The organism is Oryzicola mucosus, assembly GCF_014534685.1.
In the GTDB taxonomy this organism is placed as follows: domain Bacteria; phylum Pseudomonadota; class Alphaproteobacteria; order Rhizobiales; family Rhizobiaceae; genus Oryzicola; species Oryzicola mucosus.
The window spans coordinates 611,077-636,314 of sequence record NZ_JACVVX010000002.1 but is presented as its reverse complement, the minus strand read 5'-3'; the positions used below and the strand labels follow the sequence as shown (position 1 = coordinate 636,314).

Below are 25,238 nucleotides of genomic sequence, written 5' to 3'. Positions count from 1 at the left end.
TCGGTCCAGTCGCACCTGGGCCCTTGACGGAGCACCCCAACGGGCGCAAAGGTGAGACAGGTCTGTCTCACTTGAGTAAAATCCATGGCACCAAGCCGCCTCGCCGCCGAAAAACGCCAGCATATCGTTGAAACCGCCTATCGGCTGTTCAAGCGCGGCGGCTTTCACGCCACCGGAATCGACAGGATCATCGCCGAGGCCGAGGTGGCCAAGATGACGATGTACCGGCATTTTCCAAACAAGGACGGGCTGATCGCCGAGGTGCTGGACTGGCGCACCGCACGGTTCGAACGTCAGCTCGACCGGCTTGCCGAGACGGCGCAGACGCCGGACGACAAGATCGCCACGATCCTGGATTGGTATCAGCGCTGGTTCGACAGCCCCGACTTCCACGGCTGCCTGTTCCAGCACGCGCTGGCCGAGTTCGGCGAGCCGGACCATGTGGTCTTCAAGGCCGTCACCAGGCAGAAGGATGGATTGAAGCGCCGCATGCGCGACATCCTTGCGGCCCGGATGCCGGGCGAACGCGCCGCAAGCATCGCCGCGACATTGCTGATGCTTCTGGAGGGCGCCACGCTTCTGGCGCAGATGGGACAGGGCAAGGCCGCCATTGCCGATATGCGCCAGGCAGCAGCCCGCATTCTCGACGCGCCCGGCTAATGAGCGTCCTGGTCATCGCGCTGGCGCTGTCGGCGGCGCTTCTTCACGCGACATGGAACGCCTTCCTGCGCACCGGCGCCGACCGGCTGTGGACGGTCACGGTGATGAGTTTCGCGAGTTCGGCCGTGGCGCTGCCGTTGATCGCACTCTATCCCCTGCCCGACCCTTCGGCCTGGGTGTATGTCGTGCTTTCGGCGACGCTGCAGGTCGGCTACAGCGTCTTTCTCGTCGCCGCCTACAGAACCGGCGACCTGGGCCAGGTCTACCCCATCGTGCGCGGGACCGTGCCGCTGCTGGTTATGCTGGGCGGCGTCGCCTTGGCCGGAGAGGTTCCGGGGCCGTATCAGATCGGCGGCGTCGTACTGGTGGCGGGAGGCATCATGAGCCTTTCGCTCGGCAGAGGCAGGGCCTCGGCGCATTCCATCCTGTTTGCCCTGGCGACGGGGGCGGTGATCGCAAGCTATGTCACTGTCGATGCGATCGGCGTGCGGCTGGCGGGGAACAGCGGCGCGTATACGGTATGGGTGGTGGCTGTTTACGGCGTGCTGATGGTCGCGGCCTTCCTGGCGGTGCGCGGCAGAATTTCCGTCGAGATCGGTTCGCCCGAGACGTGGAACGCGCTTGCCGGCGGCGTCGTGGCGCTGGCCGCCTATGGCATCGTCGTGGCGGCTTTCGCGCTGGGGCCGGCAGGCCCGATCACCGCGTTGCGGGAAACCAGCGTCGTGTTCGCAGCGCTGATCGGCCGGCTGTTCCTGGGAGAAAGCCTGACCGCCAGGCGTGTCATGGCATGTGCCGTGGTGGCAATGGGCGCGATCTGCATCGGCTATCGGCCGTGACGGCGCTTAGAGCAAGATGCGCTCAGATTGAAGCGTTCTGCCGAATTAACCCAGCCCGAAGGGTCTCCCGCTGGCGGACACCCGGTACGTCGAGCCGCTCGGACGTTGGACCCCCATCGACCTGCGCGACTCTCCTGCCGGATCGTTTCGCCAGCGGTGAAACGGAACGCCTCAATCTGAACGCATCTTGCACTAGCCCAAGAGCGTCTTTTGGCGCTTTTCGCCGCCGGCCTTGCGCCAGGCGTTGAAGCGATGGGTGGCGGCGGCGAAGGAAATCTTCATCGACTGCGCCACCGAATAGCGCGACTTGCCTTCGTCGAACATGCGGTAGCAGCATTCCACGCCATCGGCGGTGAGCTTGCCGTCGCAGGTCTTGTTGTGCGGATTGGCGGGATCGAACTGCTCGGCCTTGCAGGCCAGCATATCCTTCAGCCGCTGCAGGTCGGTCTCGATGCTGGCGATGAGTTCCAGAACGGGTTTCGGATCGAGGCCGGGTGTCTGGCGACGGCTGGACATGCGCTATCCTCTTATAGGCTGATGTTAGCCTATATAGCTATGCTGGGCGGCGTCACAAGACGGAGGATGCGGTGCGGTGCCGCATTTGGCAGAAATGTCACAGGCGTCCACAGCATATTGACGGACGCGCGGCGCAGGCCTAGTTTAGAATTATTCTAAACTAGGCGGTCCAACACATGTTTTCGCTGATTTTCGGGGCCGGAAAGCGGTCGTTCGATACGCTGTCCGAACAGGAGATTCTGGCGCTCGCCATTTCCTCCGAAGAGGATGACGGCCGCATATACCGCTCTTACGCAGACGGGCTGCGCGACGATTTTCCCCAATCGGCCAAGGTGTTCGACGCCATGGCGGAGGAGGAGGATCATCATCGGGCGAGCCTGCTCGACCTGCACCGCCGCCGCTTCGGCGAGCGCGTGCCGCTGATCCGGCGCGAGCACGTCCGAGGCTACTACGAGCGCCGGCCGGACTGGCTGGTCAAGCCGCTGGGGCTGGATACCGTCCGCGCCCAGGCGGAGATCATGGAGCAGCAGGCGCAGCGCTTCTACGAGGAGGCGGCCAAGCGGACGAGCGACGTGTCGACCCGCAAGCTTCTGGGCGATCTGGCGGCCGCCGAACAGTCGCATGGCGCGTTGGCGCACCGGCTGGAGGACGAGCATCTGCCGGAGGACGCGCGCTCCGACGAGAACCAGAAGGAGCGCCGCCAGTTCATCCTGACCTATGTGCAGCCGGGCCTGGCCGGGTTGATGGACGGCTCGGTCTCCACCCTCGCCCCGATCTTCGCCGCGGCCTTCGCCACCCAGGACACCTGGCAGACCTTTCTCGTCGGCACGTCGGCGGCGGTCGGCGCGGGCATTTCGATGGGGTTCACCGAGGCGGCTCATGACGATGGCAAGCTGTCGGGTCGCGGCTCGCCGATCAAGCGCGGCCTGGCCTCCGGCATCATGACGGCGGTGGGCGGGCTGGGGCATGCCCTGCCCTACCTCATCCCGAACTTCGCCATTGCCACCGGCATCGCCATCGCCGTGGTGTTCGTCGAACTCTGGGCCATCGCCTTCATCCAGAACCGCTTCATGGAAACGCCTTTCCTGCGCGCCGCACTTCAGGTCGTGGTGGGCGGCGGACTGGTGCTCGCCGCCGGCATCCTGATCGGCAGCGCATAGCGTCTGTTGGAAACTGCGCGAAAGCGGTTCAACCAGACCCTTAACGCAACCACGCTTCGAGCCGGATCGAAACATCGGCGGGTTGGAACGCGTAGGATGCCCGGTCAGCGCCAGAACGGCTTGGCACATTCGCGTTCCACATCGCGGCGGCTGAGCCCGATATCGCGCAAATGGTCGTCGCTGAGTTCGTCGAGATGCAGCCTTTGGCGATGACGCTGATGCCACCTGCGCACAAGGCGAAGGGCGCAGCGCAGAACCAGTGACCGGGATGGTGCGGGATGCGAGAGTATTTTGGAACGGGTGGACATTTTCGTCTCCTTGAATGGCCCAAGGATACGGATTGCCTGACGGGAATGCTTCGACTAGGATCGAACCATGAAAGACGGACCTGACATCGCCCGCATCGCCGCTCTGGTCGGCGACCCCGCCCGCGCCAACATGCTGTCGGCGCTGATGGATGGCGGCGCGCTGACGGCAAGCGAATTGGCGCTGGAGGCCGGCGTGACCCTGCAGACGGCGAGTTCGCATCTCGCCAAGCTGACCGAGGGCGGGCTTCTGAAACTGAAGAGCCAGGGTCGGCACCGCTATTACGCGCTATCGGGATATCAGGTGGCGGCCATGCTGGAATCGATCTCCGGCGTCGCCGCGAGCTCCGGCCCGACTCGGACGCGGCCCGGGCCACGCGACAGCTCGTTGCGCGAGGCGAGGATTTGCTACGATCATCTCGCCGGCATCCATGCGGTCGACATGTTCGAGAGCTTTGCAGCCCGCGGCATCCTCGAGGTGCAAGACGAAACGGTGAGCCTCGGACCGCAGGGGCACGGCTTCTTTTCTGCGCGGGGAATCGACATAGAGACGCTGGGAAAGAAATCGCGGCGCCCGGTCTGCCGCGGCTGCCTCGACTGGAGCGTCCGGCGTTCGCATCTGGCGGGCACGCTGGGGGCAGCGATCCTCGACAAGATTCTGACCGAGAAATGGGCACGCCGCATCGAGGGCAGCCGGGTCATCAGCTTCACGCCGCCGGGCAAGCGCGCCTTCGAGAAGACGTTTTTGCCGAAGCTTTGACAGCACGAAGCGGCCGGCGGGGCCGACCGCTTCGGTAGTGGGTAGGCCGATAACGGGTAGTAGGCTTTACTCGGCCGCCTGAAGGTTGACGTCGCCTTCGGCCAGCTTGGTGAGCTTCTTGTCGGTCGCCTGCTCTTCCTTGAGGTTCTTGGTGAGCACGGCGGCGCAGTCGCTGCGGCCAAGCTCGTTGGCCCAGGCGACGAGCGTACCGTAACGCGTCATCTCGTAATGCTCGACCGCCTGCGCCGAGGCGATCAGCGCCGCATCGAGGACGCGCTTGTCGGCAATATCGCCGGTTATCTCGTCGGCTTCCTTGAGAATGCCGTCGATGGCCGGGCAGTTGACCGCCTTGGCCTTGACGCCGTGCATCTCGAAGACTTCCTCGAGCCGTTCGATGTGACCCTTGGTCTCCATCAGGTGCTTTTCGAAGCCGGCCTTCAATTCAGGGTTGGTGGCCTTCTCGGCCATGGTCGGCAACGTCTTTTCGATCTGCTTTTCGGCATAATAGATGTCGCGCAGCGTATGCACGAAGAGGTCGTCCAGCGTTTTGATGTCTTTCGAGAAAAAGCCCATTGTTCTTGCCTTCCGTTGATCACGTTCGATGAAATGATTGGGGCGGCCGATACGCCGCCACTGCCCAATCAACGCCCGCCGGTTTGGTCCGTTCCGAATGAAATCGTACCCGGACAGAAAAACTCAGGATCGCCGGCTCAGCGATACAGCTGTCCTTTCCAGCGGCATAAGACCGAAACAAACGTGACGCAAAAGCAACACCGGCGGGAATGTCGCTGCAAGGCTTCGAATCGCCTCGAATAGATCGCAATCCGGTCACGATCCGGCGCATTTTAGGGCAAAGGTTAACATCGCATTCACCGCTTATTCACCCGCGGACGCTAACATCGGCACCGCTTCGGAAGGGACATCCGAACGGACAGGGACAATGGACATGAAAGTCTGGAACAGCATCGTTAAACTCGCCGCGGCATTCCGCGAATTCGTCTCGCCGACCTACCGTCCCGAACGACATTATATGCGCGGCCCCGGCCCCGCCTGCTCGCGCCGTCTCGATATGGGCTCGATGCGCTAAAAGCCTTATGCTTCCACGATGGAAGCGGAGGCACACACCTTGGTCGAAACCACGAACGCCGTGCTGGCCGATATTCTCGCAGGCCGGCGCGATGTCGTGGTATTCGACGGCGTGTGCGTGATGTGCTCGGCACTGATGCGCTTCACCGCCCGCTTCGACACGCAGCAGCGCTTCGAATTCGTTACCGCGCAATCACCGCTCGGTGCAGCGCTCTACCACCACCTCGGGCTTGACACGGATGTCTACCAGACCAACATCGTCTTTGTCGGCGGCACGCCGAACCTGAAATCGGGTAGCCTGGTCGCCCTTCTCGGTGCGATGGGCTGGCCGTGGCGGGCAGCGGTGATATTCAAGCTGGTGCCGAAACCGATCCGCGACAGCATCTATAGCCTGATCGCGCGCAACCGCTATCGCCTGTTCGGCCGGACGGAAACCTGCGAAGTGCCGACGGAACGCGTGCGAAAGCGCCTTATTGCTTAACGAAAACGGGCGGCCCGAAGACCGCCCGTTTTCCTTGAAGCCTGGGAGAATGCTTCAGCCGCCGAGGCCTTCGAAGAGAACCGTCGACAAATAGCGTTCGGCGAAGGACGGGATGATGACGACGATGTTCTTGCCGGCGTTTTCCGGACGCGAGCCGACAACGATGGCGGCCTGAAGCGCCGCACCCGAGGAAATGCCGACAGGCACGCCTTCGAGCCGGGCGACGAGACGCGCATTGGCGATGGCTTCGTCGTTGGAGACCTTGACGATCTCGTCATAGATCGTCGTGTCGAGGATTTTCGGCGCGAAGCCGGCGCCAATGCCCTGGATCTTGTGCGGGCCGGGCTGGCCGCCCGACAGAACCGGCGAGGCCTCGGGCTCGACCGCCACGACATGCACGGAAGGCTTGCGCTGCTTGATCACCTGGCCGACGCCGGTGATGGTGCCGCCCGTGCCGATGCCGGAGATGATGATGTCGACGCCGCCCTGGGTATCGTTCCAGATTTCCTCGGCGGTCGTCTTGCGGTGAATCTCGGGATTGGCCGGGTTTTCAAACTGCTGCGGGATGATCGCGTTGGGAATGGTCTGCACCAGTTCCTCAGCCTTGGCGATGGCGCCCTTCATGCCCTTGGCGCCTTCGGTCAGCACCAGTTCTGCGCCGAGCAGCGCCAGCATCTTGCGGCGCTCGATCGACATGGTCTCGGGCATGGTCAGGATCAGCTTGTAGCCCTTGGCGGCCGCAGCGAAGGCAAGCGCAATGCCGGTGTTGCCGGAGGTCGGCTCGACCAGCGTGGTCTTGCCGGGCGTGATGCGGCCTTCGGCCTCCAGCGACTCGATCATCGCCACGCCGATACGATCCTTGACGCTGGCAATCGGATTGAAGAATTCGAGCTTGGCCAGGAGGTTGGCGACGATACCCTTTTCCTTGGCAAACTTGTCGAGCCGCACGATGGGCGTATCGCCGATGGTCTCGGTGATGGAGTCGTAGACGCGTCCACGCCCCGGCGCGCGCGTGGAGGTGACGGGTTGGTTCATCGGTAGTGCTCCCGGATTGCCTGGAATAAATTTCCAAGCTCAAAGATAGTGCGCGCGAAGCGAAAATCCGAGAGGATGACGTGCTGATTAATAGCTTCGAATGGAAACTGATTTCTTCAAATACGCAAATGAAGAAAATTTAATCCAGCACCTTACTGGCGAGCGGCGATAGCGGCCGCTGCGCCGGCCATGAACACTGCCGCGGTCCGGTTGAGCAGCTTGAGCGCCCGCGGCGTCCGGAGAAACCAGCGCGCCTTCGCCGCCAGCACGAGATACGGCACCAGCACGATCAGAAGCACGGCAATGGTGACGGCCGCGAGAATGGCATAGTCGGACAGCGTGATGGCCTTCAGATCGACGATCGTCGGCGTGATGGCGACATAGAAGATCATCGTCTTGGGGTTGCCCAGGGTGACGGTCAGCCCAGACAGGAACGCCGACACCATGCCGCCCCTGCTCTTCTTCGCCTCGACCGTTTCGGCCGAAATGCCGCCGGTCCAGAAGCTGTAGGCGAGCCAGGTGAGATAAGCGACGCCGAACCATTTGATGGCGAGGAAGACGAGCCCGAAGGTCTGCGCCAGGAAGGCCAGGCCGAGAACGACGGCGGTGAGATAGGTCAGGTCGCCGAGGATCAGCCCGAACGACATCGCCAGCGACGAGCGGAAGCCGGAGCCCAGCGCTCGCGCGACGAGAGCGGTAACCCCCGGCCCGGGAATGGCGGCGGCAAGCGCGAGCGCACCGCTATAGGCAACGAAACCCGACAAGGTCATGACAGATATCCAGACGTCGATGATGCTGCGACCTTTCGCATGAACCGAAGCTCATGGAAATGACGCAGCCATCCCCGCCCGTTGGCGCAGCCGTTCAGTGTATTTTGTTGGGACCGAGCGTGTCGAAGAACACGAAGCGGTCGCGTCCCGCCGCCTTGGCTGCATAAAGCGCCTTGTCGACGTTTCGCTCGAGCTCTTCCCACGTATTGCCATCCTGCGGGGCGAGCGCGATGCCGATGCTGGCATGCGTCTGCAACTGGAGCCCATTGAGCTCGAACGGCTTGCGGAACACATCGAGCAGCCGGACCGCGACCGACTCCAGCGCTTCTCGCGTCATCGGCGCATTGAAGAGAACGGCGAATTCGTCGCCGCCCATGCGCAATGGATAGTCGCTGGCCCTCAGCACGGACCGGATGCGGTCGGACGCTTCCTTCAGCATCATGTCGCCGACGATATGACCGTGGGTGTCGTTGACCGACTTGAACTTGTCCATGTCGATATAGATCGCGCCGAGCGTACCGCCGCTGGAAATTGCCGTGTCCAACGCCCGGTCGATGAGATCGCGCAACGCACCGCGATTGTAGAGGCCGGTGAGCGGATCGGTCATGGCCGCCAGCTTCAACGCCGCCTCGTCATATTGCAGCATGACGTTGGCGCGATGCAGCTTGATCAAGCCTGTGGCGACGGTGGCAAAATGCCGGAGCTGCTCGAGCTGGCTTTTCTCCAGCCGCCGCGGCTTGGTGTCGATGACGCAGAGCGCGCCGATGCTGATGCCCGGGTCGAGCTGCAGCGGCGCGCCGGCATAAAAGCGGTAGCCCGGCTCGCCGGTGACGTAAGGCATCTTGGAAAGCTCGGGGTGCTTGCGAAGGTCTTCCACGATGAACGGCGCGTTCTTGTAGACGACACGGGTGCAGATCGACTCGTCGCGGGCGCAGTCGGACGTCGGAAGCCCCGAACTTGCGGCAATGCGCTGCCAGTCTTCATCGATGATGGAGACAGAACAGGTGGCGATATCGAAGATTTCGCGAACAAGGAATGACAGGGCCTTAAGTTCCGGCATGTCCGGCATCTGGGACGGGAGAAGACTTCTCACCACAAGCTGTCGATCTGCTTCGTTTACCGGCCTCAGTTGCGCCCGGGAGAACTCGATCGCATCCATCATTCACGCCACTCCACTTTGGTTTCCTCCCCGACGGCCCCAGCATGGTTTAGCGAACTATAAAGGGGAATTGTGAACCAAGTTGAGTTTGTAGACAAAAAACCGTCTCCCGGCATCGACATCGAGCGCCGGCTTGTGTAATCGCAGCGTCCCGCCGCGGCAGGGCCGCCCCTTCCGTCTCGGGCACGACACAGAGGACGACACGATGCGACCGGTTTTCGGCGGCATAGACTTTGGCACTTCCAACTCGACCGTGGGCGTGATGACCGGCAACCGCGCCCGCCTCGTGGCGCTGGAAGGCGAGCAGGTGACGCTGCCGAGCGCCGTTTTCTTCAACTTCGAAGACAACCAGACCTATCTCGGCCGCAAGGCTATCTCGGAATACACAGACGGCGCCGAAGGACGGCTGATGCGCGCGCTGAAAAGCGTTCTGGGCAGCTCGCTGGTGCATGAGAAAACGCGCATCAAGGCGAAATACATCGCCTTCACCGACATTATCGGCATGTTCGTGGCCAATCTGAAGGCCAAGCTCGAGGCCGATGTCGGCGACGCGGTCGACACCGTGGTGCTGGGCCGTCCGGTGCGTTTCGTGGACGAGGATGACAAGGCCGACGCCGATGCGCAGAACGAGCTCGAGAAAGCCGCCCGCGCGCAAGGCTTCAAGAACATCGCCTTCCAGTTCGAGCCGATCGCGGCCGCGCTCGACTACGAGCAGGGCGTGGCCCGCGAGGAACTGGCGCTGATCGTCGACATGGGCGGCGGCACCTCGGACTTTTCGGTGGTGCGCGTCTCGCCCGAGCGCGCCCGCTCCACCGACCGGAAGGACGACATCCTCGCCAATCGCGGCATCCATATCGGCGGCACGGATTTCGACCGGCTTTTGAGCATTGCCCACGTCATGCCCGAACTCGGCTATCTGACGCCGACCAAGGACGGCAAGCGCAACCTGCCGGCGGGCTATTTCATCGATCTCGCCACCTGGCAGCGGATCAACCTGCTCTACACCGCCAAGGCGATGAACGACCTGAAGCAGATCCGCTACGAGGCCGCCCGCCCCGATCTGGTGGACCGCATGATGGCGATTGTCGAGCGCCGCTACGGCCATGCCCTGGCGACCATCGTCGAGCGCGCGAAAATTGCCCTGACCGACCATGAGCGGACGAGCATCGATGTCGGCATCCATGGCGCGACCTTCAGCGCACCGCTGACACGGCTTGGACTGGAAGAGACGATCCGCGGAGATGTCGGCCGGGTGACGGCTACGGTCGAACAGACGATCCGCGACGCCGGCATTGCGGCGTCGGACATCACGGCAGTGTTTTTGACCGGCGGTTCGACCGCCATCCCGCTCGCGCGGCAGAGCATCCTGGCGCTGGTTCCCGGTGCTCAGGTGGTGGAAGGCGATATGTTCGGCTCGGTCGGGCTCGGGCTCGCGCTGGACGCACAGCGGAAGTTCGGGTGAGGCAAAGGGTCAGTTAGGAACACGACGCTAGGGACGGTTTCCTAGGTTGACCCCCCTCTGTCCTGCCGGACATCTCCCCCGCATTGGGGAGATCAGCAGCCCCGAAAGCGAACGATCAGATTTCAGCCGCCGGCGCATCATCCTCGACCTCGGCGTCCAGATCGGCGTCGAGACGCCGTTCCAGTTCGACCAGATCGGCGGGGAGCGGCAGCCCCTGGGCACGCAGCTCGATCAGCTTGGCGCGCACCTGCTCTTCGAGTTCGCGGATATCCTCCGGCTGGTTGACCATCTCCTGCATCAGCAGCGCCAGTTCGGCCTTGATGTCTTCAAACGCCATGGGACAATCCTTTCAGGTCTCCGCCGAGGCGGCGGTCAGCGCAGCATACGCGAGATGACCTGCGCGGTGTAGTCGACCATCGGGACGATGCGGGCATAGTTGAGCCGCGTCGGGCCGATGACGCCGAGCGCGCCGACGACCCGCTGGTCCTTGTCGCGGTAGGGCGCGACCACCAAAGACGAGCCCGACAGCGAAAACAGCTTGTTTTCCGAGCCGATGAAGATGCGCACGCCCGATCCTTGCTCAGCCAGGTCTAGAAGCTGGATCATGCCGTCCTGGGTTTCGAGGTCGTCGAAGAGATGACGGAGCAGGTCGATATCGGCCTGGGCGGTGACGTTTTCGAGCAGGTTGGACCGGCCGCGCACGATGATGCGTCCGGGAGTGCGCCCCGGCACACCGCTCTCAGCCCCGGCCCAGACAGCCAAGCCGCGCTCGATCAGGTCCTGCGACAGCGCATCGAGGGCCGCGCGCGTCTCGTCCTTGATGCGGTTGATCTCGATCTTCGCCTCGGCGAGCGTCCGTCCCTGAATATGGGCGTTGAGGAAGTTCGAGGCCTGATGCAGTTGCGAAACGGTGACGCCCGGCGGCAGTTCGAACACCCGGTTCTCGACATCGCCGTTCTGCGAGACCATCACGGCAAGCGCGCGGGTGGGTTCGAGCTGGATGAACTCGACATGTTTCAGCGAGGTCTCGTTCTTGGCCGCCAGCACCAGCCCTGCCCCGCGCGACAGGCCCGACAGCATCTGGCTCGCCTCGGTCAGCATGTGCTCCAGCGACGCGCCGCTGCCCGAGGCCTTGACCTGGGCATCGATGGCGCGGCGTTCCTCGTCGGACAGGTCGCCGATTTCCATAAAGGCGTCGACGAAGAAGCGCAGCCCCTTTTGCGTCGGCAGCCGGCCCGCGGAGATGTGCGGCGCATAGATCAGACCGAGTTGCTCCAGATCGCTCATCACATTGCGTATGGTGGCGGGTGAGAGCGACGCCGACAGCATACGCGACAAGTTGCGCGAGCCGACCGGCTCGCCGTCGCGCAGGTAGGAATCGACGATATAACGGAAGATGTCGCGGGAACGCGTGTCGAGCGACTGCAGTGTGGTATCGATCATCGCCTTGGTCATCTGGTCGAACAACCTCCGGGCAGAAGGATATAGGCTCCGTGGCGTCGAACACAACAGCCGCCAGGCAGCCAGCACAGCTAAGGTGGCGCCTTTTCCTTTGCGCTGGTGGTCTCATGCGGCTACAAGCCCCGCCAGACTCCGATTTTGAACAGAAAGACTAAAAAATGCGCCCTTCCAAACGCCAGTTCGACGAAATGCGCGCCGTCAGCTTCGAGCGCAACATTTCCAAGCATGCGGAAGGCTCCTGCCTCGTCAAGTTCGGCGACACGCATGTGCTGTGCACGGCGAGCCTCGAGGAAAAGGTGCCGGGCTGGATGCGCAACACCGGCAAGGGCTGGGTGACGGCCGAATATGGCATGCTGCCGCGCTCGACCGGCGACCGCATGCGGCGCGAGGCTTCTTCGGGCAAGCAGGGTGGCCGCACGCTGGAAATCCAGCGTCTGATCGGCCGGTCCTTGCGCGCGGTGGTCGACATGCAGGCGCTGGGCGAGATGCAGATCACGGTCGACTGCGACGTGATCCAGGCCGATGGCGGCACCCGCACGGCCTCCATCACCGGCGCCTGGGTGGCGCTGCACGACTGCCTGCGCTGGATGGAAGCGCGGCAGATGGTGAAGGTCGACAAGGTGCTGAAGGATCATGTCGCCGCCATTTCCTGCGGCATCCATGACGGCCAGCCGGTGCTCGACCTCGACTATCTCGAGGATTCGTCGGCCGGCACGGACGCGAATTTCGTCATGACCGGCAAGGGCGGGATCGTCGAGATCCAGGGCACCGCCGAGGGCGAGCCGTTCAGCGAAGAGCAGTTCGCAGCGTTGATGGACCTGGCCCGCAAGGGCATCACCCGTCTCGTCAGCCTGCAGCAGATGGCCGTGGCATAGGGATGAAGCCGTCGGCCATTCTCGAATCCGCGCTGTATGTCGATGACCTCGACGCAGCAGAGCAGTTCTACGAGCACGTTCTCGGGCTTGAAAAGCTCGCCAAGGTGCCGGACCGGCATGTCTTCTTCCGCTGCGGCCAGGGCGTGCTGCTGCTGTTCAACGCCGAAGCCACCCGCGTGCCGCCTGCCCCCGACGCCAGGCTTCAGGTGCCGCCGCATGGCGCGACCGGGCAAGGGCATCTGTGCTTCTCGGCCACGGCCGCGGAACTTCTGGCCTGGGAAGAACGGCTGACTGCAAAAGGCGTCGAGATCGAAGGCGGGGTCGAATGGCCGGCAGGCGGACGGTCGATCTATTTCCGCGACCCGTCCGGCAACTCGCTTGAGTTCGCCGAACCAAGGATATGGGGGCTGTGATGCGCATACTGGAAGAGCGGAAGATCGTCGTCGCCAGCCACAATGCAGGCAAGCTCAGGGAATTCGCCGACCTGATGGCGCCGTTCGGCTTCGAGGCGAAATCGGCCAAGGACTATGGTCTGCCCGAGCCCGACGAGACCGGCACGACCTTCGAGGAAAACGCTTACATCAAGGCTTTCGCAGCGGCCAAGGCCACCGGCCTGCCGGCGCTGTCGGACGATTCCGGCCTCGTCGTCGACGCGCTTGACGGCGCGCCCGGCGTCTACACCGCCAACTGGGCGGAATTGCCGGACGGCACGCGCGACTTCGCCATGGCCATGCAGCGCACCGAAACGGCCCTTCTCGAGCGCGGCGCCACCGAGGCCACGCAACGCAGCGGCCGCTTCGTCGCCGTCATCTGCGTCGCCTGGCCGGACGGCCATGCCGAATATTTCCGAGGCGAGGCGGAAGGCACGCTGGTCTGGCCGCCGCGCGGCACGGACGGTTTCGGCTACGATCCGGCGTTTCTGCCGAGGGGATATGACAAGACCTTCGGCGAGATGACCGCGCAGGAAAAGCACGGCTGGACGCCGGGCCAGGCAGAGGCGCTGTCGCACCGCGCCCGCGCCTTCCAGAAATTCGCCCGCGCCATGCTGGGGGTTGCGTAAAGGGATGATGCCGTCTCGCGACCAGCGCGGCTCACCCCCACCCCTAACCCCTGATTTTTTGGGCCAGGGACATCGCATATGAAGAAATGGCAGCGCCAGTCCCCCTCACCGGCTCGCTACGCTCGCCACCTCTCCCCCACTCCGTGGGGGCGAGGAACCCAAGTTCTGCAGACGATGCGCCCTCAAAGGCAGCGGTTCCTCTCCCCCGGGCAGGGGGAGAGGTGGCCCGAAGGGTCGGTGAGGGGGTGCTTGGCCACCATCGCCAGCCCCTGGGAGCCGATGTCAGGCGTCGGGATATTCTTCGGCACTGACCGTCCAGGCAATGGCCAATGACACTGGACCTCTCGCCCGGTTTCGGCGTCTATGTGCATTGGCCGTTCTGCGCGGCCAAGTGCCCCTATTGCGACTTCAACAGCCATGTCCGCCACCAGCCGGTGGATCAGGAGCGGTTCGCAGCGGCCTTCGCGACCGAACTTGCGACGATGCGGCGACGCACCGGGGCGCATGAAGTCACCAGCATCTTTCTCGGCGGCGGGACGCCATCGCTGATGCGGCCCGAAACGGTGGGCGCCGTGCTCGACGCCATCGCCCAAAACTGGACGATAGCGGCCGATGCCGAGATCACGCTGGAGGCCAATCCGACCTCGGTGGAGGCCGAGCGGTTTCGCGGCTATCGCGCAGCCGGCGTCAACCGCGTATCGCTGGGCGTGCAGGCGCTGAACGACAAGGATCTGCGCTTTCTGGGCCGCATGCACAGCGTGTCGGAAGCGTTGCATGCCATCGGGCTGGCGCGCGAGATTTTTCCGCGCCTGTCCTTCGACCTGATCTATGCCCGCCCCGGCCAGACGCCCGAGGCGTGGACGGCGGAGCTTGAACAGGCAATCGGCTATGCCGTCGACCATCTGTCGCTCTATCAACTGACCATCGAGGAAGGCACGCGCTTTCACGCGCTGTACCATGCCGGGAAATTCCAGATTCCCGATGGCGACCACGCCGCCGATCTCTATGCCGCCACGCAGGAGATCACGGCGGCGCGTGGACTGCCGGCTTATGAGATTTCGAACCACGCCCGACCGGGTGCCGAAAGCCGCCACAACCTGACATACTGGCGCTACGGTGAATATGTCGGCGTCGGCCCCGGCGCGCATGGCCGCTTCCTCGAAGACGGCACGCGCATCGTCACCATCGCCGAAAAGCATCCCGAGACTTGGGCCGGACTGGTGGAGGCGCAAGGACACGGCATTGTCGATGGCGAAGTGCTGTCGCGCAGCGAAGAGGCCGACGAGTTTCTTTTGATGGGATTGCGGCTGGCCGAGGGCATCGACCTCGCCCGCTACGAGATGCTCTCGGGCAAGACGCTGTCGGGGCGCTATCTCAGCCGGCTGCAACAGGATGGGCTCGTCGCGCCCATCGGCAATTCACGATTGCGCGCCACGCCGCAAGGCATGATCGTGCTGGACGCAGTGGTTGCCGATCTGGCACGGTAACTCCATGAGCGCCTACAGGGCGGGCGGTTGACGGTCGCAAAACTGGCAGAACTGGCGGATCGAGTGCGCCTGTGCTAAAGGTGTACACACTTCAACACAGGAGGACGATCGTGGCAGCCAGCACGACAATGACAATTCGAGTCAGTCCCGAGATAAAGCAGAAGCTTGACCGGATCGCGACAGGTACACAGCGCAGCAAATCGTTCCTGGCCGGCGAGGCCATCGCAGCTTATGTGGAGCGCGAGCTTGAAATCATAGAGGGTATCGAGCGCGGTAGAGCCGACGCGGCGGCTGGCCGCGTGGTGCCGCATGACGATGCGATAGCCGAACTCTATGGCGTGATCGACGCGGCGGAAGCAAAGCGAGCCCGCAAGGTGTGAAGAGGCCTGTCACATGGGCGCGGGAAGCGCTGGACACTATGCGGGAGCAGATCGCGTTTATCGCCCGCGACAACCCGGCAGCCGCGCGACGGGTTGCGGATCGGCTCCGCGACACAGGCGAGGCCCTTGGCGACATTGCGACCGGGCGACCCGGTCGCGTGACGGGCACGTATTAGAAGTCCGTTACGCGCCTGCCCTATATAATTTCCTATGAGATGCGGCCGATCGATGGCCGCGAAAGCATCGTCATTCTTCGCGTGATTCACACGGCACAAGACTGGCCTGCGGAGGAATGGCCGCGCTGAGTTAAAAGATCTATACCGTCAGGCGGCTATAGGCGTCGGCACCGCGTTCGCGCTCTCGATGCGCGGGAGCACGACGTCGAACCGGCAGGCCCCTGTCAGTGCTTTTCGGCCCGGTCAGCGTCGTCGGAGGATGTGTCTTGCGAGTCTGGAACACGACGTCTGTCGTTCCGGTCTGGCGATATCGGCTTTTGAGCCGTTGGGCGCGCCTGGTCTTTTTTGCCAGCGTAATATGGTTCGAACGCGTCCTGGATCTGGAGGCTGTCCATTGTTTTCTCCCTGTGCGGCATAGAAACCCCGCGAGCGAAAATTTGTTCCCGGAACGTGGCGGGGCCATAGCGAAAAATCCGCCCGTCATCACCTTTTGCAACGCGGCGCGCGGCGTGCCAAAGAGAGCAGGATGGCAGAACCAATCATGCTGCCCGGTAAGGGCCCCCTCACCCGGCCTCCGCTTCGCTCGGCCCCCTCTCCCCGCTGGGGCGAGGAGAGCGACGACGGTGAGCGCTTCCCCTTCTCCCCTCCGGGGGTCCGAAGGACGGGTCGAGACCAGTGGCTCGAGCCAGGGCGGGGGCCCGAAGGGCCGGATGAGGGGCATACGCCCGACATGATTGAACTGCCTTGAAAGCGAGGCGACGTGCAGACTGAAGACCACAAGCGGGCCTATGTCATCGGGCAGACGGAGATCGTGGCGCGGCCTTTGCCGGCGGCGCTGTATCTCGTCGCAACCCCGATCGGCAATCTCGGCGATATCACCTTGCGGGCGCTGGAAACCCTGGCCGCAGCCGATGTGCTGGCCTGCGAGGATACCCGCGTCACCCGCGTGCTGCTCAACCGCTACGGCATAAGACAGCGGCCGGTCGCCTATCACGAACATAACGCCGAGGAAGCCGGGCCAAAGCTGATCGAGGCGCTGGAAGCCGGCCGCAGCGTGGCACTTGTCTCCGACGCCGGCACGCCGCTGGTGTCCGACCCCGGCTACCGGCTGGTCGGCACCGCCCTGGAGCATGGCATCCGCGTCGTGCCGATCCCCGGCGCATCGGCGGTGCTGGCAGCCCTCACCGCGTCCGGACTGCCATCGGATGCGTTCTTCTTTGCCGGTTTCCTGCCGGTCAAGGACGGACAGCGCCGCACGCGTCTCGCGGAGGTCCAAGCGGTGCCGGGAACGCTGGTGTTCTTCGAATCGCCACGCCGGCTTGCCGACACGCTGGCTGCGATGGCCGACGTGCTGGGCGTTCGGCAGGCGGCCGTGGGACGGGAACTGACCAAGACTTTCGAGGAGTTGCGGCGCGGCACGCTCGCGGAGCTTGCAGCCCACTATGCCGAGGCCGATACACCCAAGGGCGAAGTCGTGCTGTGTGTCGGCCCCAGCGAGGTCAAGGCCGATGCGCCGGAGGATGTCGACCGCCTGTTGCTGTCGCTCGCCAGCGAAATGCCGGCGTCGAAGGCCGCGGCCGAGGCTGCGCGCATGACCGGAGGCCAGAAGCCGGCGCTCTACCGGAGGCTTCTGGAGCTGAAGGAGAGCGATGGCGGCTGATCCATCCCGACGGCTAAAGGCGTATCGGCGCGGCCACCGTGGCGAGTGGTTGGCCGCCGCTGCCCTCATGCTGAAGGGATATCGGATCGTCGCCCGCCGCTATCGCACCAAACTCGGCGAGATAGACCTGATCGCGCGGCGCGGCGACCTTGTCCTCATCGTCGAGGTGAAGGCGCGCAAGAGCTTGCTCGAAGCCATGGATGCCGTCGGCCACGGCGCGCAGCGGCGCATCGAGGGCGCGGCCGACCTCTGGCTTGCCAAGCAGCCAGACTACGCGCGGCTATCGCTACGCTTCGACATGGTGGCCGTGCTGCCGATGCGCTGGCCTGTGCATGTCGAAAACGCGTTTTACGGCCGCACCTAAAGTCGCAAAATACCGAAACCCTTGGCTTAGTATATTTTAAAATACTACCTATAATGGTATTTTTTGATACTGCAACCAGGGAGGGTAGTCATGTTCGGGGTTTCCAAGGATAGATTGACCATCAACGCTGCGCCTGTTGAGTTCGTGAAGTCACCACACATCTCGGGAAAGATGACGCCGGAATTTCTGGTGATCCATTACACCGCCAGCGGTCCGTCCTCTGACATTGCATCCTACTTCTCCAAGCCTTCAGCCCAAGTCTCCGCTCATCTGGTGATCACGCGCAACGGCACCGTCAAGCAGTGCGTGCCCTTCAACGTTATCGGCTGGCATGCCGGCAAAAGCGAATGGCGCGACAGAAGCGGCAATCTGCATGTCGGGCTCAACCAGAATTCGATTGGCATCGAGATTGAAAACTGGGGACCGCTGAAAAGAGCCGGCTCCGGCTGGGTGTCATGGACGGGCGAGAGCGTCGATGGAGGAAAGGTGATCGAGGCGCGTCACAAGTTCGGCGCTCCGAACTGTGGCTGGGAGGTATTCACGGACGCGCAGGTAGAAGCGACAATTAACGCCGCGCAGGCGATCTGCGATGCGTACGGCATCAAAGAAATCGTCGGCCATGACGACATAGCGCCCGGCCGCAAGTCAGACCCCGGCCCGGCCTGGAATATGCGCTCTTTCATTGCCAAGGTTATCGGCCGAAAGGAAAACGGTTCCTCGGTGATGGTTGTGCGATCGCCGACCGGACTAAACGTCCGCAAGGGTCCTGGGGCTGCTTTCGACATGGTTCGCAAGACGCCGCTGGCCGATGGTACGAGCGTGGAGGTGCATGAAGCCGATGGCTCGTGGCGCTTCGTTTCCGTCCTGGATGCGAAGGGCCTTCCGGATTTTTCGGGCTGGGTGCACGGTGCATTTCTGCGCGAGGGCTGATCCATCCCGACGGCTAAAGGCTTATCGGCGCGGCCACCGTGGCGAGTGGTTGGCCGCCGCTGCCCTCATGCTGAAGGGGTATCGGATCGTCGCCCGCCGCTATCGCACCAAACTCGGTGAAATCGACCTGATCGCACGGCGCGGCGTCCTCGTGTTGATAGTCGAGGTGAAGGCGCGCAGGACGTTGCTCGAAGCCATTGATGCCGTCGGCCACGGCGCGCAGCGGCGCATCGAGGGCGCGGCCGACCTCTGGCTTGCCAAGCAGCCAGACTATGCGCGGCTGTCGCTGCGCTTCGACATGGTGGCCGTGCTGCCGATGCGCTGGCCCGTGCATGTCGAAAACGCGTTCTACGGCCGCACCTAGAGCGTTTCCTGCTTAGATTGAATCGTTCTGCCGGAGGAAATTCGGGACAAGGTCGAGGGATGAGGCGAGGTCGTAGTGGTGCTACGGCCGAGCCGAGGCCCGAAGGATTTGGCCCGAATTAACCCGGCCCACCGGTGGCCGCGCATTCATTGAATGCGCAAAGGACCACCGGCGCTTTAGACACTTGTTGATTTGCCATGCAAATCAACGGGGAGGGTTTCCCGCTGGCGGGCGCCCGCTGTGTCAGCCGGCTTGCCCGATGCACCACATCGGGACTGTGCCGCCTTCCTGGCGGATCGCCTCGCCATCGGAGAAACAGAACCGCTTCAATCTAAACAGGAAACGCTCTAAAGTCGCAAAACTATCGGCTTGCCGCCGGCTCGACTTCAGCGCAGCTTTTAAAGCGTGAAACTCGAAATGGGGAACAAACCATGTGCCATCATTGCGTGATCGAATCCGTCAAGAGCGGCATGCTGAGCCGCCGCAGCTTCTTCACCGGAAGCGTCGCCGCGGGTGCCGCGGCACTCGCTGCCTCCGCTTTGCCGCAGCCGGCCTTAGCCCAGGCCGCGACCAAGGCGGAGGACCTGACGCACGAATTGTTCGAGACATTTCCGACCTATTTCGGCGACCAGCAGCTCTTCATCGACAAGAAGTTCAATTTCAAGGAGCACAGCTTCAACCTGAACGAATGGCGCATCAACGAACACACCGGCACGCATATCGACGCGCCGCTGCACTTCTCGGCGGATGGCAAATCGGTGGCGGAACTGCCGGTCGAGGATCTGGTCGCGCCACTTGTGGTCATCGACATCCGCGCCAAGGCCGCCGAGAACGCCGATGCGCAACTGACGCCGGACGATATCAAGGCCTGGATTGCGGCGAACGGCGAGCTGCCGCAGGGTGCTGTGGTCGCTCTCCTGTCGGGCTGGGGCGCACATGTCGAGACCGAGAAATTCCGCAATGTCGGCGCCGACGGCAAGACGATGCATTTCCCCGGCTTCCACATCGAAACAGCCGAGCTTCTGCTGGAAGGCTCGACCAAGGCGATAGCCGTCGACACGCTGTCGCTCGACCACGGCCCCTCGCCGGACTTCGCCGTCCACAACAAGTGGCTTCCGACCGGCCGCTACGGCATCGAGGGTGTGGCGAATCTCGACAAGCTGCCTGCGAAGGGCGCCACGATCGTCGTCGGCGCACCGAAGATCAGGGGCGCGACAGGCGGCCCCGCGCGCATCTTCGCGCTGGTGTAAAGGTCAGCGCTTCGTCACCCGCATCGGCAGACCACCCTGCGGCTGGGTGGTCAGTTTCTGCACCGGCCAGGGTTTCGTCTCGGGCAAGGTGTCGAAGCGATAGCGCGACAAAAGGATGGCAAGCGCGATGATCGCCTCCTGCATGGCGAAGCTTGCGCCGATACAGACGCGCGGGCCGGCGCCGAACGGCAGATATTGATACCGGCCGATGGCGTCGCGCCGTTCGGGGTGGAAGCGTTCGGGCATGAAGGCATCCGGCTGGTCCCACAGCTTGCGATGGCGGTGAACAGTCCAAGGCATGACGAGCACCTGAGTGCGCTTGCGGATTTTCAGCTCGCCATAGCTGTCGTCCTCGATCGGTTCGCGGTTGATCGAGGGCGCCGGCGGATAGAGCCGAAGCGCCTCCTCGAAGGCGGCGCGGGTGTACGGCATGGCATCGAGCCATTTGACCGGATCGGGCTCGTGCGCCAGAACCTCTTCGATCTCGCGCTCGACGCGGTCGCGTTCCCAGGTCGCCTCGGCCAGACAATAGATCGTCCAGCCCAGTGCGCGCGCCGTGGTCTCGTGACCGGCGCCGATGAAGGTGATGATGTTGTCTTCGATTTCCGCTCTGGTCAGCCCGTCCGGCCCTTCCGCCCTGAGCAGCAAGGTGAGGAAATCCTCGGGCGCATTGCCCGGATCTGACTTCAGTCTCTCGCTGCGCATCGCCACGGTGTTGGTGACGATGTTGCGGAAATAGGCCATGGTCTTGCGGCCGCGCAGCCGCGTGATGCGCGGCATCCAATCCGGCGCGCGCAACAGATCGAGCGGGTCGACGCGGCCCATGGTCTCGAACAGCCGGTCGATCTCCTTGGCGAAACTGCCGGGCTCGCCGGCGATCTCACCGGAAAACAGCGTTTCGGCCAGAATGTCGTATGTCAGCATCGTCATGTCATGCGCGACATCGGTGGTGCCGCCGGCATCGTAGCGCTCGACGAAATCCAGTGTTCGCGCCAGCATGGGCTGAGCGAAGCCGAAGATGTGGCGCGGCGTGAACACCGGCGCCATGGCTTTGCGCGATCGCTTCCAGACGTCGCCCTCGGCCGTCAGCAGGCCGTCGCGCAGGATGGGGCGCAGGATTTTCTGGCGCACCTCGGCCATGCGGTAGTTCTTGGCGTTGTCGACCAGGATGTGGCGTATCAGGCCGGGATCGTTAGCGATGACCAGCGGCCCGCCGATTCCGTCGACCGAAATCCACGGCTGGTTGTAGGACGGCTCGCCCCACAGTTCGAGCGGATTGCGGTAGACGATCCTGATCATCTCCAGCGTGGACGGCGGCGTCGTCCGCGGGATCGGCGCAGGCGGGATGAAGGGTGTTGGGACGGCGTCCATGGAGGTCTCCGGTTCACGTCCATCCCATGTAGGGAGCGGACGCGCCCGCTGCCACGAGACATCTCGGCACAGGCAAAGCAGCAAAATGCCTGGCCGCCTTGGTCAGCACCCGGGTTACCTGCAGGTGCCTTCTTGTTTCAGGCTCTTGGGCTACCTATTCAAAAGCCCGCTCCCAAGCACATCGACATCGGCAACACAAAGGACTCGGAAGTGTCATCGCATAAACTCAACGTCGTCATCAGCAGCACCCGCCCCGGCCGCGTCGGCCCGGTCTTCGCAAAATGGTTTGCCGATTTCGCGAAAACCCACGGCACATTCGACGTCGATCTGGTCGACCTCGCCGACTTCGATCTGCCTGTGTTCAACGAGCCCAAGCACCCTCGCCTTGGCCAGTACGAGCACGAGGCGACAAAGAAATGGTCCGCTTCCGTCGCATCCGGCGACGCTTTCGTCTTCGTGACCCCCGAATACAACTACTTCCCGCCCTCGTCACTGATCAACGCGCTGACCTATCTGTCGGCCGAATGGCGCTACAAACCGGTCGGCTTCGTCAGCTATGGCGGCGTGTCGGGCGGTCTTCGCGCAGTGCAGCCTGTGAAGGAATTGGTCACGACATTGAGCATGATGCCGATCCCGGCTGGTGTGCCGATCCCCGGCGCGCATTCTCACATCAAGGACGGTGTTTTCGCCTCCAACGACCTGATCGACGACGCGGCCAAGACCATGCTCGGCGAGCTTCATAAATGGAGCGTCGCACTGCAACCCATGCGCGCTTAACAACACAGCTTAAATCTTGTGCATGACTGCCGGCGAAGCTTGTCGCCGGCTGTCAAAGTATAGAATTCGGTAACACAATTAGCTCAGCCTTGAGACTTCGAAATAGAATCTCTGGTTGCACTGCAACCTATCTCGTTTGGGAGAGTTACTCAGGCCAGTACGACTTTGTAGCCCGGCAAACTAAACGGAGGATCATAGCCGGCCAGTACCGAAACAAGAGTAGGAAAAATGAAGCATTGCAGCATTCTGGTGGTCGAAGACGAGATCTTTGTGGCTACCGACATTGAGAGCATGGTGGCCGATCTAGGTCACAGGCCAGTGGGCATTGCAGCGGACGCCAAGACAGCGCTCGACCTAGCGCCCAATGCGGAGATCGCATTGGTAGACCTTAACCTGCGCGATGGGCCTACCGGCCAATTTATCGGCAGAACCCTTGCTGAGACCTATGGTATTACCGTCCTGTTCATGACCGCCAATCCTTCGCAGCTTGGCGACGGCATTCCCGGCACCATCGGCGTCCTCCCAAAGCCGGTGATGGAAGACGAATTGAAAGAAGCAGTGGCTTTCGCGGTCGCGCATCGCAGCCGCATGGAGGCACAGCCCCCTGCCCGCCTTCGTCTGTTCGCTCCGGGCAACGCCAATGATGCCGAGATGATCTCGGCGCAGGCCGGCAGCTAATTCCGCAGCGTGGTTGACTTGTTCAACTGCGCTGCCGGAAGCAGCAATTCGACGCGCAGCCCATCCTCATCCCAGTAACGTTCGATCGAGCCATTGAGTTGGCCCTGGACGCTGAGCGCGATCAGCTTGGTGCCGAACCCTTCTTTACGAGTATCCGGCGATATCGGCTGTCCCCCGTGCTCCTTCCAAACCATGCGATAATTGCTGCCCTCCAACACGCTCGACAGATGAATCTGACCATCCTGTGTGCCGAGCGCGCCATATTTGGCAGCGTTCGTCGCAAGTTCGTGGAAGATCAGCGCCAACGGCGTCGCCGCGCCATCGTCGATGATAGGATCGTCGCCTTCCAGAACGATGCGCTGGGCGCCGGCGCCCTGGTGCGGCGCGACCAGTTCCGTGATCAGCGCCCAGAGTGAACTCTGGTTGGCCGCCGGCTTGGACGCGCTGCTGTGCGGCCGGACGAAATCATGCGCCTTTCCCATCGCCGCGATGCGCTGGCGCAACTCGTTGGTGAGCGGCTTGATCTCGGGGTAGGAGCGCGATGAGAGGCTGATGATGCCGTTGAGCACGGAGAAGATGTTCTTGATCCGGTGGCTCAATTCCTGCGCCACCATCTCACGCTCTTCCGAGGCAAGCTTGGTCTCGTGAATGTCGGTGCAGGTGCCGATCCAGCGGATGATCTCGCCGGCCTCGTTGCGGATGGGCAGAGCGCGGCCCAGCGTCCAACGATATTCGCCGGAATGATGCCGAAGCCGGTACTCGATCTGATAAGGCTCGCCGGTCCGCAGCGAGTGGTCCCATGTCTGAAACGCCCGCTCGCGGTCGTCGGGATGGAACATGCCGCTCCACGCCTCGCCGTCCGTGCTGCCTTCCGGCACGCCTGTATATTCGTACCATCTGGCGTTGTAGTAATCGTGATAACCGTCCGGCAGCGTCGACCACACCATTTGCGGCATCGTATCGGCCAAGGTGCGGAAGCCCGCTTCGCTGGCAGCCAGAGCTTCTTCGAACGCCTTGCGCTCGGTGATGTCGATGATGACGCCGGGAAGGCGTAGTTCGCCGGTCGTCGCATCGGAGACAACCTTGCCCGTCGCCATGATCCAGCGTTGCTTTCCCTGCTCGTCGATGAGCCGGTATTCGGCGCGGAAATCCTTGCGATCCTGAACCGCCTGGTCGATCGCTCTCGACAGACTTGGGCGGTCGTCGGGATGGACAGCATCGAAGAACCGCGTGATCGGCACGCCTTTCTCCGCCTCGTCCCGCGAAACGCCATACATGACAGCGAAATGGCTGTTGGTGATCACCACATCGGAATCGATCTTCCAATCCCAGGCGCCTGCGATCCCCGAGGCGGAAAACGCCATCGACAGGCGCTCCTCGCTGCGCGCCAGCGCTCGCTCGACCAGCACGCGCTTGGTCATGTCCGAAAGAATGGCCAGCGTGGCAATCGCCTCTCCGTCCTCGCCTAGGACGGGGCTGTAGTCGAGGTCGAGCCAGACATCCTCGGCAGCGCCGTTGCGGTGAAAGACGAAGTGCTGGTTTTCAAATGCCAGCGCTTTTCCCTGCATGACGGTGTCGATCACGTCGCGATTGAAATCGGCCACTTCGGGCCAGCTATCGAAAACCGAAGACCCCAGCGAGCCGGGATGCCGGCCGCCCGCCACCTCGATATAGGCGTCGTTGTAGATCATGATCCCTTCGCGGCCGACCATGAGGCACATCGGCAAAGCCGACGACAGCATCAACCTGACGCTGACCCGGACAGTCGGCGGCCAGTCGGTGATCGGACCAAGCGGCGTCGACGACCAGTCCCGCGCGTTGATAAAGGCTAGCATGGTGTCAGGTGCAACCGGATGAACTGTCTTGTCTGCCTTCGGAAACAAGGTCGTCGGCATGGAAAATCTGCACTCCGATAGCAAACTTTGGCGGGAAGACAGGGTGGCTGTCCTGCGTGAAGATGGACCAAGCCTCTGAAAGTTCAAGAGATATAACGGGATGAGCGGGCATTTTGAGAAGGAAAATCTTTGCCTGTCGAGCTTGTGTCGTTCCCCAGCGCGGCGGCTTTCCGAAGATTGGCGGCGCAATGTCGGATTAATGGCCGAAAGCTGTGGTTTTCCCGTGCATTGAGCCATCCAAATGCCCCGGAAAACTTGGAAAGCCGGCAGCAAAAGCCTA

General features: G+C 62.9%; 29 protein-coding genes and 1 pseudogene. 20 read left to right on the top strand and 10 right to left on the bottom strand.

All coding sequences use genetic code 11. The features are described 5' to 3' along the window. Nucleotides 1-84: 84 nt before the first annotated feature. Complete coding sequence (locus ICI42_RS09520; protein ID WP_188164303.1) at nucleotides 85-660, top strand: TetR/AcrR family transcriptional regulator; 576 nt, start codon at nucleotides 85-87, stop codon at nucleotides 658-660. Then, complete coding sequence (locus ICI42_RS09515) at nucleotides 660-1,496, top strand: DMT family transporter (RefSeq protein ID WP_188164302.1); 837 nt, start codon at nucleotides 660-662, stop codon at nucleotides 1,494-1,496. The genes ICI42_RS09520 and ICI42_RS09515 overlap by 1 nt, the downstream gene beginning before the upstream one ends. A gap of 192 nt (nucleotides 1,497-1,688) precedes the next feature. Here ICI42_RS09515 and ICI42_RS09510 read toward each other — a convergent pair whose 3' ends face one another. Continuing rightward, entirely contained in the window at nucleotides 1,689-2,012 is a 324-nt protein-coding gene (locus tag ICI42_RS09510) for a hypothetical protein (RefSeq protein WP_188164301.1), read from the bottom strand. A 176-nt stretch (nucleotides 2,013-2,188) separates the two neighbouring features. Here ICI42_RS09510 and mbfA point away from each other — a divergent pair, with 176 nt between their 5' ends. Then, a complete protein-coding gene (gene mbfA / locus ICI42_RS09505; protein ID WP_188164300.1) occupies nucleotides 2,189-3,172 on the top strand; it encodes an iron exporter MbfA in 984 nt (327 codons plus the stop codon). Between the two features lie 104 nt (nucleotides 3,173-3,276). Here mbfA and ICI42_RS09500 read toward each other — a convergent pair whose 3' ends face one another. Then, entirely contained in the window at nucleotides 3,277-3,480 is a 204-nt protein-coding gene (locus ICI42_RS09500; protein WP_188164299.1) for a DUF1127 domain-containing protein, read from the bottom strand. 67 nt (nucleotides 3,481-3,547) lie between these two features. Between ICI42_RS09500 and ICI42_RS09495 the strand changes: the two genes are divergently transcribed. Beyond that, on the top strand, nucleotides 3,548-4,237 hold the full coding sequence (locus ICI42_RS09495) for an ArsR/SmtB family transcription factor (protein WP_188164298.1): 690 nt from the start codon (nucleotides 3,548-3,550) through the stop codon (nucleotides 4,235-4,237). Between the two features lie 66 nt (nucleotides 4,238-4,303). On the opposite strand, the gene ICI42_RS09490 is transcribed toward ICI42_RS09495, so the two are convergent. Continuing rightward, nucleotides 4,304-4,810 carry a YciE/YciF ferroxidase family protein gene (locus ICI42_RS09490; RefSeq protein WP_188164297.1) on the bottom strand — a complete coding sequence of 169 codons (507 nt, stop codon included), beginning with the start codon at nucleotides 4,808-4,810 and terminating at the stop codon, nucleotides 4,304-4,306. A gap of 367 nt (nucleotides 4,811-5,177) precedes the next feature. On the opposite strand from ICI42_RS09490, the gene ICI42_RS09485 reads away from it, so the two are divergent. Continuing rightward, complete coding sequence (locus ICI42_RS09485) at nucleotides 5,178-5,324, top strand: hypothetical protein (RefSeq protein ID WP_188164499.1); 147 nt, start codon at nucleotides 5,178-5,180, stop codon at nucleotides 5,322-5,324. Between the two features lie 39 nt (nucleotides 5,325-5,363). Beyond that, nucleotides 5,364-5,804 (top strand): thiol-disulfide oxidoreductase DCC family protein, encoded by a 441-nt coding sequence (locus ICI42_RS09480; protein WP_230980235.1) that lies wholly within the window; start codon nucleotides 5,364-5,366, stop codon nucleotides 5,802-5,804. 54 nt (nucleotides 5,805-5,858) lie between these two features. Here the strand turns inward: ICI42_RS09480 and cysK are convergent, their stop codons facing one another. From cysK to ICI42_RS09465, 3 genes are all read right to left on the bottom strand, one after another. Further along, nucleotides 5,859-6,839 carry a cysteine synthase A gene (cysK, locus tag ICI42_RS09475; RefSeq protein ID WP_188164295.1) on the bottom strand — a complete coding sequence of 327 codons (981 nt, stop codon included), beginning with the start codon at nucleotides 6,837-6,839 and terminating at the stop codon, nucleotides 5,859-5,861. A gap of 152 nt (nucleotides 6,840-6,991) precedes the next feature. Further along, nucleotides 6,992-7,609, bottom strand: a complete 618-nt coding sequence (locus ICI42_RS09470) for a LysE family translocator (RefSeq protein WP_188164294.1) — start codon at nucleotides 7,607-7,609, stop codon at nucleotides 6,992-6,994. Between the two features lie 94 nt (nucleotides 7,610-7,703). Beyond that, nucleotides 7,704-8,669 carry a sensor domain-containing diguanylate cyclase gene (locus ICI42_RS09465; RefSeq protein WP_230980234.1) on the bottom strand — a complete coding sequence of 322 codons (966 nt, stop codon included), beginning with the start codon at nucleotides 8,667-8,669 and terminating at the stop codon, nucleotides 7,704-7,706. Between the two features lie 304 nt (nucleotides 8,670-8,973). Between ICI42_RS09465 and ICI42_RS09460 the strand changes: the two genes are divergently transcribed. After that, nucleotides 8,974-10,230, top strand: coding sequence for an Hsp70 family protein (locus tag ICI42_RS09460; protein WP_188164293.1), 1,257 nt, complete (start codon nucleotides 8,974-8,976; stop codon nucleotides 10,228-10,230). Nucleotides 10,231-10,345: 115 nt separating this feature from the next. Here ICI42_RS09460 and ICI42_RS09455 read toward each other — a convergent pair whose 3' ends face one another. Both ICI42_RS09455 and hrcA read right to left on the bottom strand, forming a co-directional pair. Further along, complete coding sequence (locus ICI42_RS09455; protein WP_188164292.1) at nucleotides 10,346-10,567, bottom strand: hypothetical protein; 222 nt, start codon at nucleotides 10,565-10,567, stop codon at nucleotides 10,346-10,348. A gap of 35 nt (nucleotides 10,568-10,602) precedes the next feature. After that, on the bottom strand, nucleotides 10,603-11,685 hold the full coding sequence (hrcA, locus tag ICI42_RS09450) for a heat-inducible transcriptional repressor HrcA (protein ID WP_188164291.1): 1,083 nt from the start codon (nucleotides 11,683-11,685) through the stop codon (nucleotides 10,603-10,605). A 164-nt stretch (nucleotides 11,686-11,849) separates the two neighbouring features. On the opposite strand from hrcA, the gene rph reads away from it, so the two are divergent. The 11 genes and pseudogenes from rph (at nucleotide 11,850) to ICI42_RS09400 (ending at nucleotide 20,237) form a co-directional block, all read left to right on the top strand. After that, the gene (gene rph / locus ICI42_RS09445; protein ID WP_188164290.1) at nucleotides 11,850-12,566 is read left to right on the top strand and encodes a ribonuclease PH; all 717 of its coding nucleotides are present in this window, start codon (nucleotides 11,850-11,852) and stop codon (nucleotides 12,564-12,566) included. A gap of 2 nt (nucleotides 12,567-12,568) precedes the next feature. Beyond that, entirely contained in the window at nucleotides 12,569-12,979 is a 411-nt protein-coding gene (locus tag ICI42_RS09440) for a VOC family protein (RefSeq protein ID WP_188164289.1), read from the top strand. After that, nucleotides 12,979-13,626, top strand: coding sequence for an RdgB/HAM1 family non-canonical purine NTP pyrophosphatase (gene rdgB, locus ICI42_RS09435; protein ID WP_188164288.1), 648 nt, complete (start codon nucleotides 12,979-12,981; stop codon nucleotides 13,624-13,626). The genes ICI42_RS09440 and rdgB overlap by 1 nt, the downstream gene beginning before the upstream one ends. Before the next feature lie 329 nt (nucleotides 13,627-13,955). Further along, entirely contained in the window at nucleotides 13,956-15,113 is a 1,158-nt protein-coding gene (gene hemW / locus ICI42_RS09430; protein ID WP_188164287.1) for a radical SAM family heme chaperone HemW, read from the top strand. 110 nt (nucleotides 15,114-15,223) lie between these two features. Continuing rightward, nucleotides 15,224-15,493: a CopG family ribbon-helix-helix protein gene (locus ICI42_RS09425; RefSeq protein WP_188164286.1), complete on the top strand. Its 270-nt coding sequence runs from the start codon at nucleotides 15,224-15,226 to the stop codon at nucleotides 15,491-15,493. Next, nucleotides 15,490-15,798: pseudogene (locus tag ICI42_RS23595) on the top strand (type II toxin-antitoxin system RelE/ParE family toxin). Before ICI42_RS09425 ends, ICI42_RS23595 begins: the two are co-directional and overlap by 4 nt. A 631-nt stretch (nucleotides 15,799-16,429) precedes the next feature. Beyond that, complete coding sequence (gene rsmI / locus ICI42_RS09420; RefSeq protein WP_188164285.1) at nucleotides 16,430-17,329, top strand: 16S rRNA (cytidine(1402)-2'-O)-methyltransferase; 900 nt, start codon at nucleotides 16,430-16,432, stop codon at nucleotides 17,327-17,329. Beyond that, entirely contained in the window at nucleotides 17,319-17,693 is a 375-nt protein-coding gene (locus ICI42_RS09415) for a YraN family protein (protein ID WP_188164284.1), read from the top strand. The genes rsmI and ICI42_RS09415 overlap by 11 nt, the downstream gene beginning before the upstream one ends. A 90-nt stretch (nucleotides 17,694-17,783) precedes the next feature. Next, on the top strand, nucleotides 17,784-18,623 hold the full coding sequence (locus ICI42_RS09410; protein ID WP_188164283.1) for an N-acetylmuramoyl-L-alanine amidase: 840 nt from the start codon (nucleotides 17,784-17,786) through the stop codon (nucleotides 18,621-18,623). After that, nucleotides 18,562-18,987 (top strand): YraN family protein, encoded by a 426-nt coding sequence (locus ICI42_RS09405; RefSeq protein ID WP_188164282.1) that lies wholly within the window; start codon nucleotides 18,562-18,564, stop codon nucleotides 18,985-18,987. Before ICI42_RS09410 ends, ICI42_RS09405 begins: the two co-directional genes overlap by 62 nt. A 431-nt stretch (nucleotides 18,988-19,418) precedes the next feature. Continuing rightward, the gene (locus ICI42_RS09400) at nucleotides 19,419-20,237 is read left to right on the top strand and encodes a cyclase family protein (protein ID WP_188164281.1); all 819 of its coding nucleotides are present in this window, start codon (nucleotides 19,419-19,421) and stop codon (nucleotides 20,235-20,237) included. A 3-nt stretch (nucleotides 20,238-20,240) separates the two neighbouring features. Here ICI42_RS09400 and ICI42_RS09395 read toward each other — a convergent pair whose 3' ends face one another. Continuing rightward, nucleotides 20,241-21,608 (bottom strand): cytochrome P450, encoded by a 1,368-nt coding sequence (locus ICI42_RS09395; RefSeq protein WP_188164280.1) that lies wholly within the window; start codon nucleotides 21,606-21,608, stop codon nucleotides 20,241-20,243. A 210-nt stretch (nucleotides 21,609-21,818) separates the two neighbouring features. On the opposite strand from ICI42_RS09395, the gene ICI42_RS09390 reads away from it, so the two are divergent. Next, nucleotides 21,819-22,385: an NADPH-dependent FMN reductase gene (locus ICI42_RS09390; protein ID WP_188164279.1), complete on the top strand. Its 567-nt coding sequence runs from the start codon at nucleotides 21,819-21,821 to the stop codon at nucleotides 22,383-22,385. A 228-nt stretch (nucleotides 22,386-22,613) separates the two neighbouring features. Beyond that, on the top strand, nucleotides 22,614-23,063 hold the full coding sequence (locus ICI42_RS09385; RefSeq protein WP_188164278.1) for a response regulator: 450 nt from the start codon (nucleotides 22,614-22,616) through the stop codon (nucleotides 23,061-23,063). On the opposite strand, the gene ICI42_RS09380 is transcribed toward ICI42_RS09385, so the two are convergent. Further along, a complete protein-coding gene (locus ICI42_RS09380; RefSeq protein WP_188164277.1) occupies nucleotides 23,060-24,958 on the bottom strand; it encodes a PAS domain-containing sensor histidine kinase in 1,899 nt (632 codons plus the stop codon). The two genes, ICI42_RS09385 and ICI42_RS09380, sit on opposite strands and share 4 nt — an antisense overlap. Nucleotides 24,959-25,238: the final 280 nt, after the last annotated feature.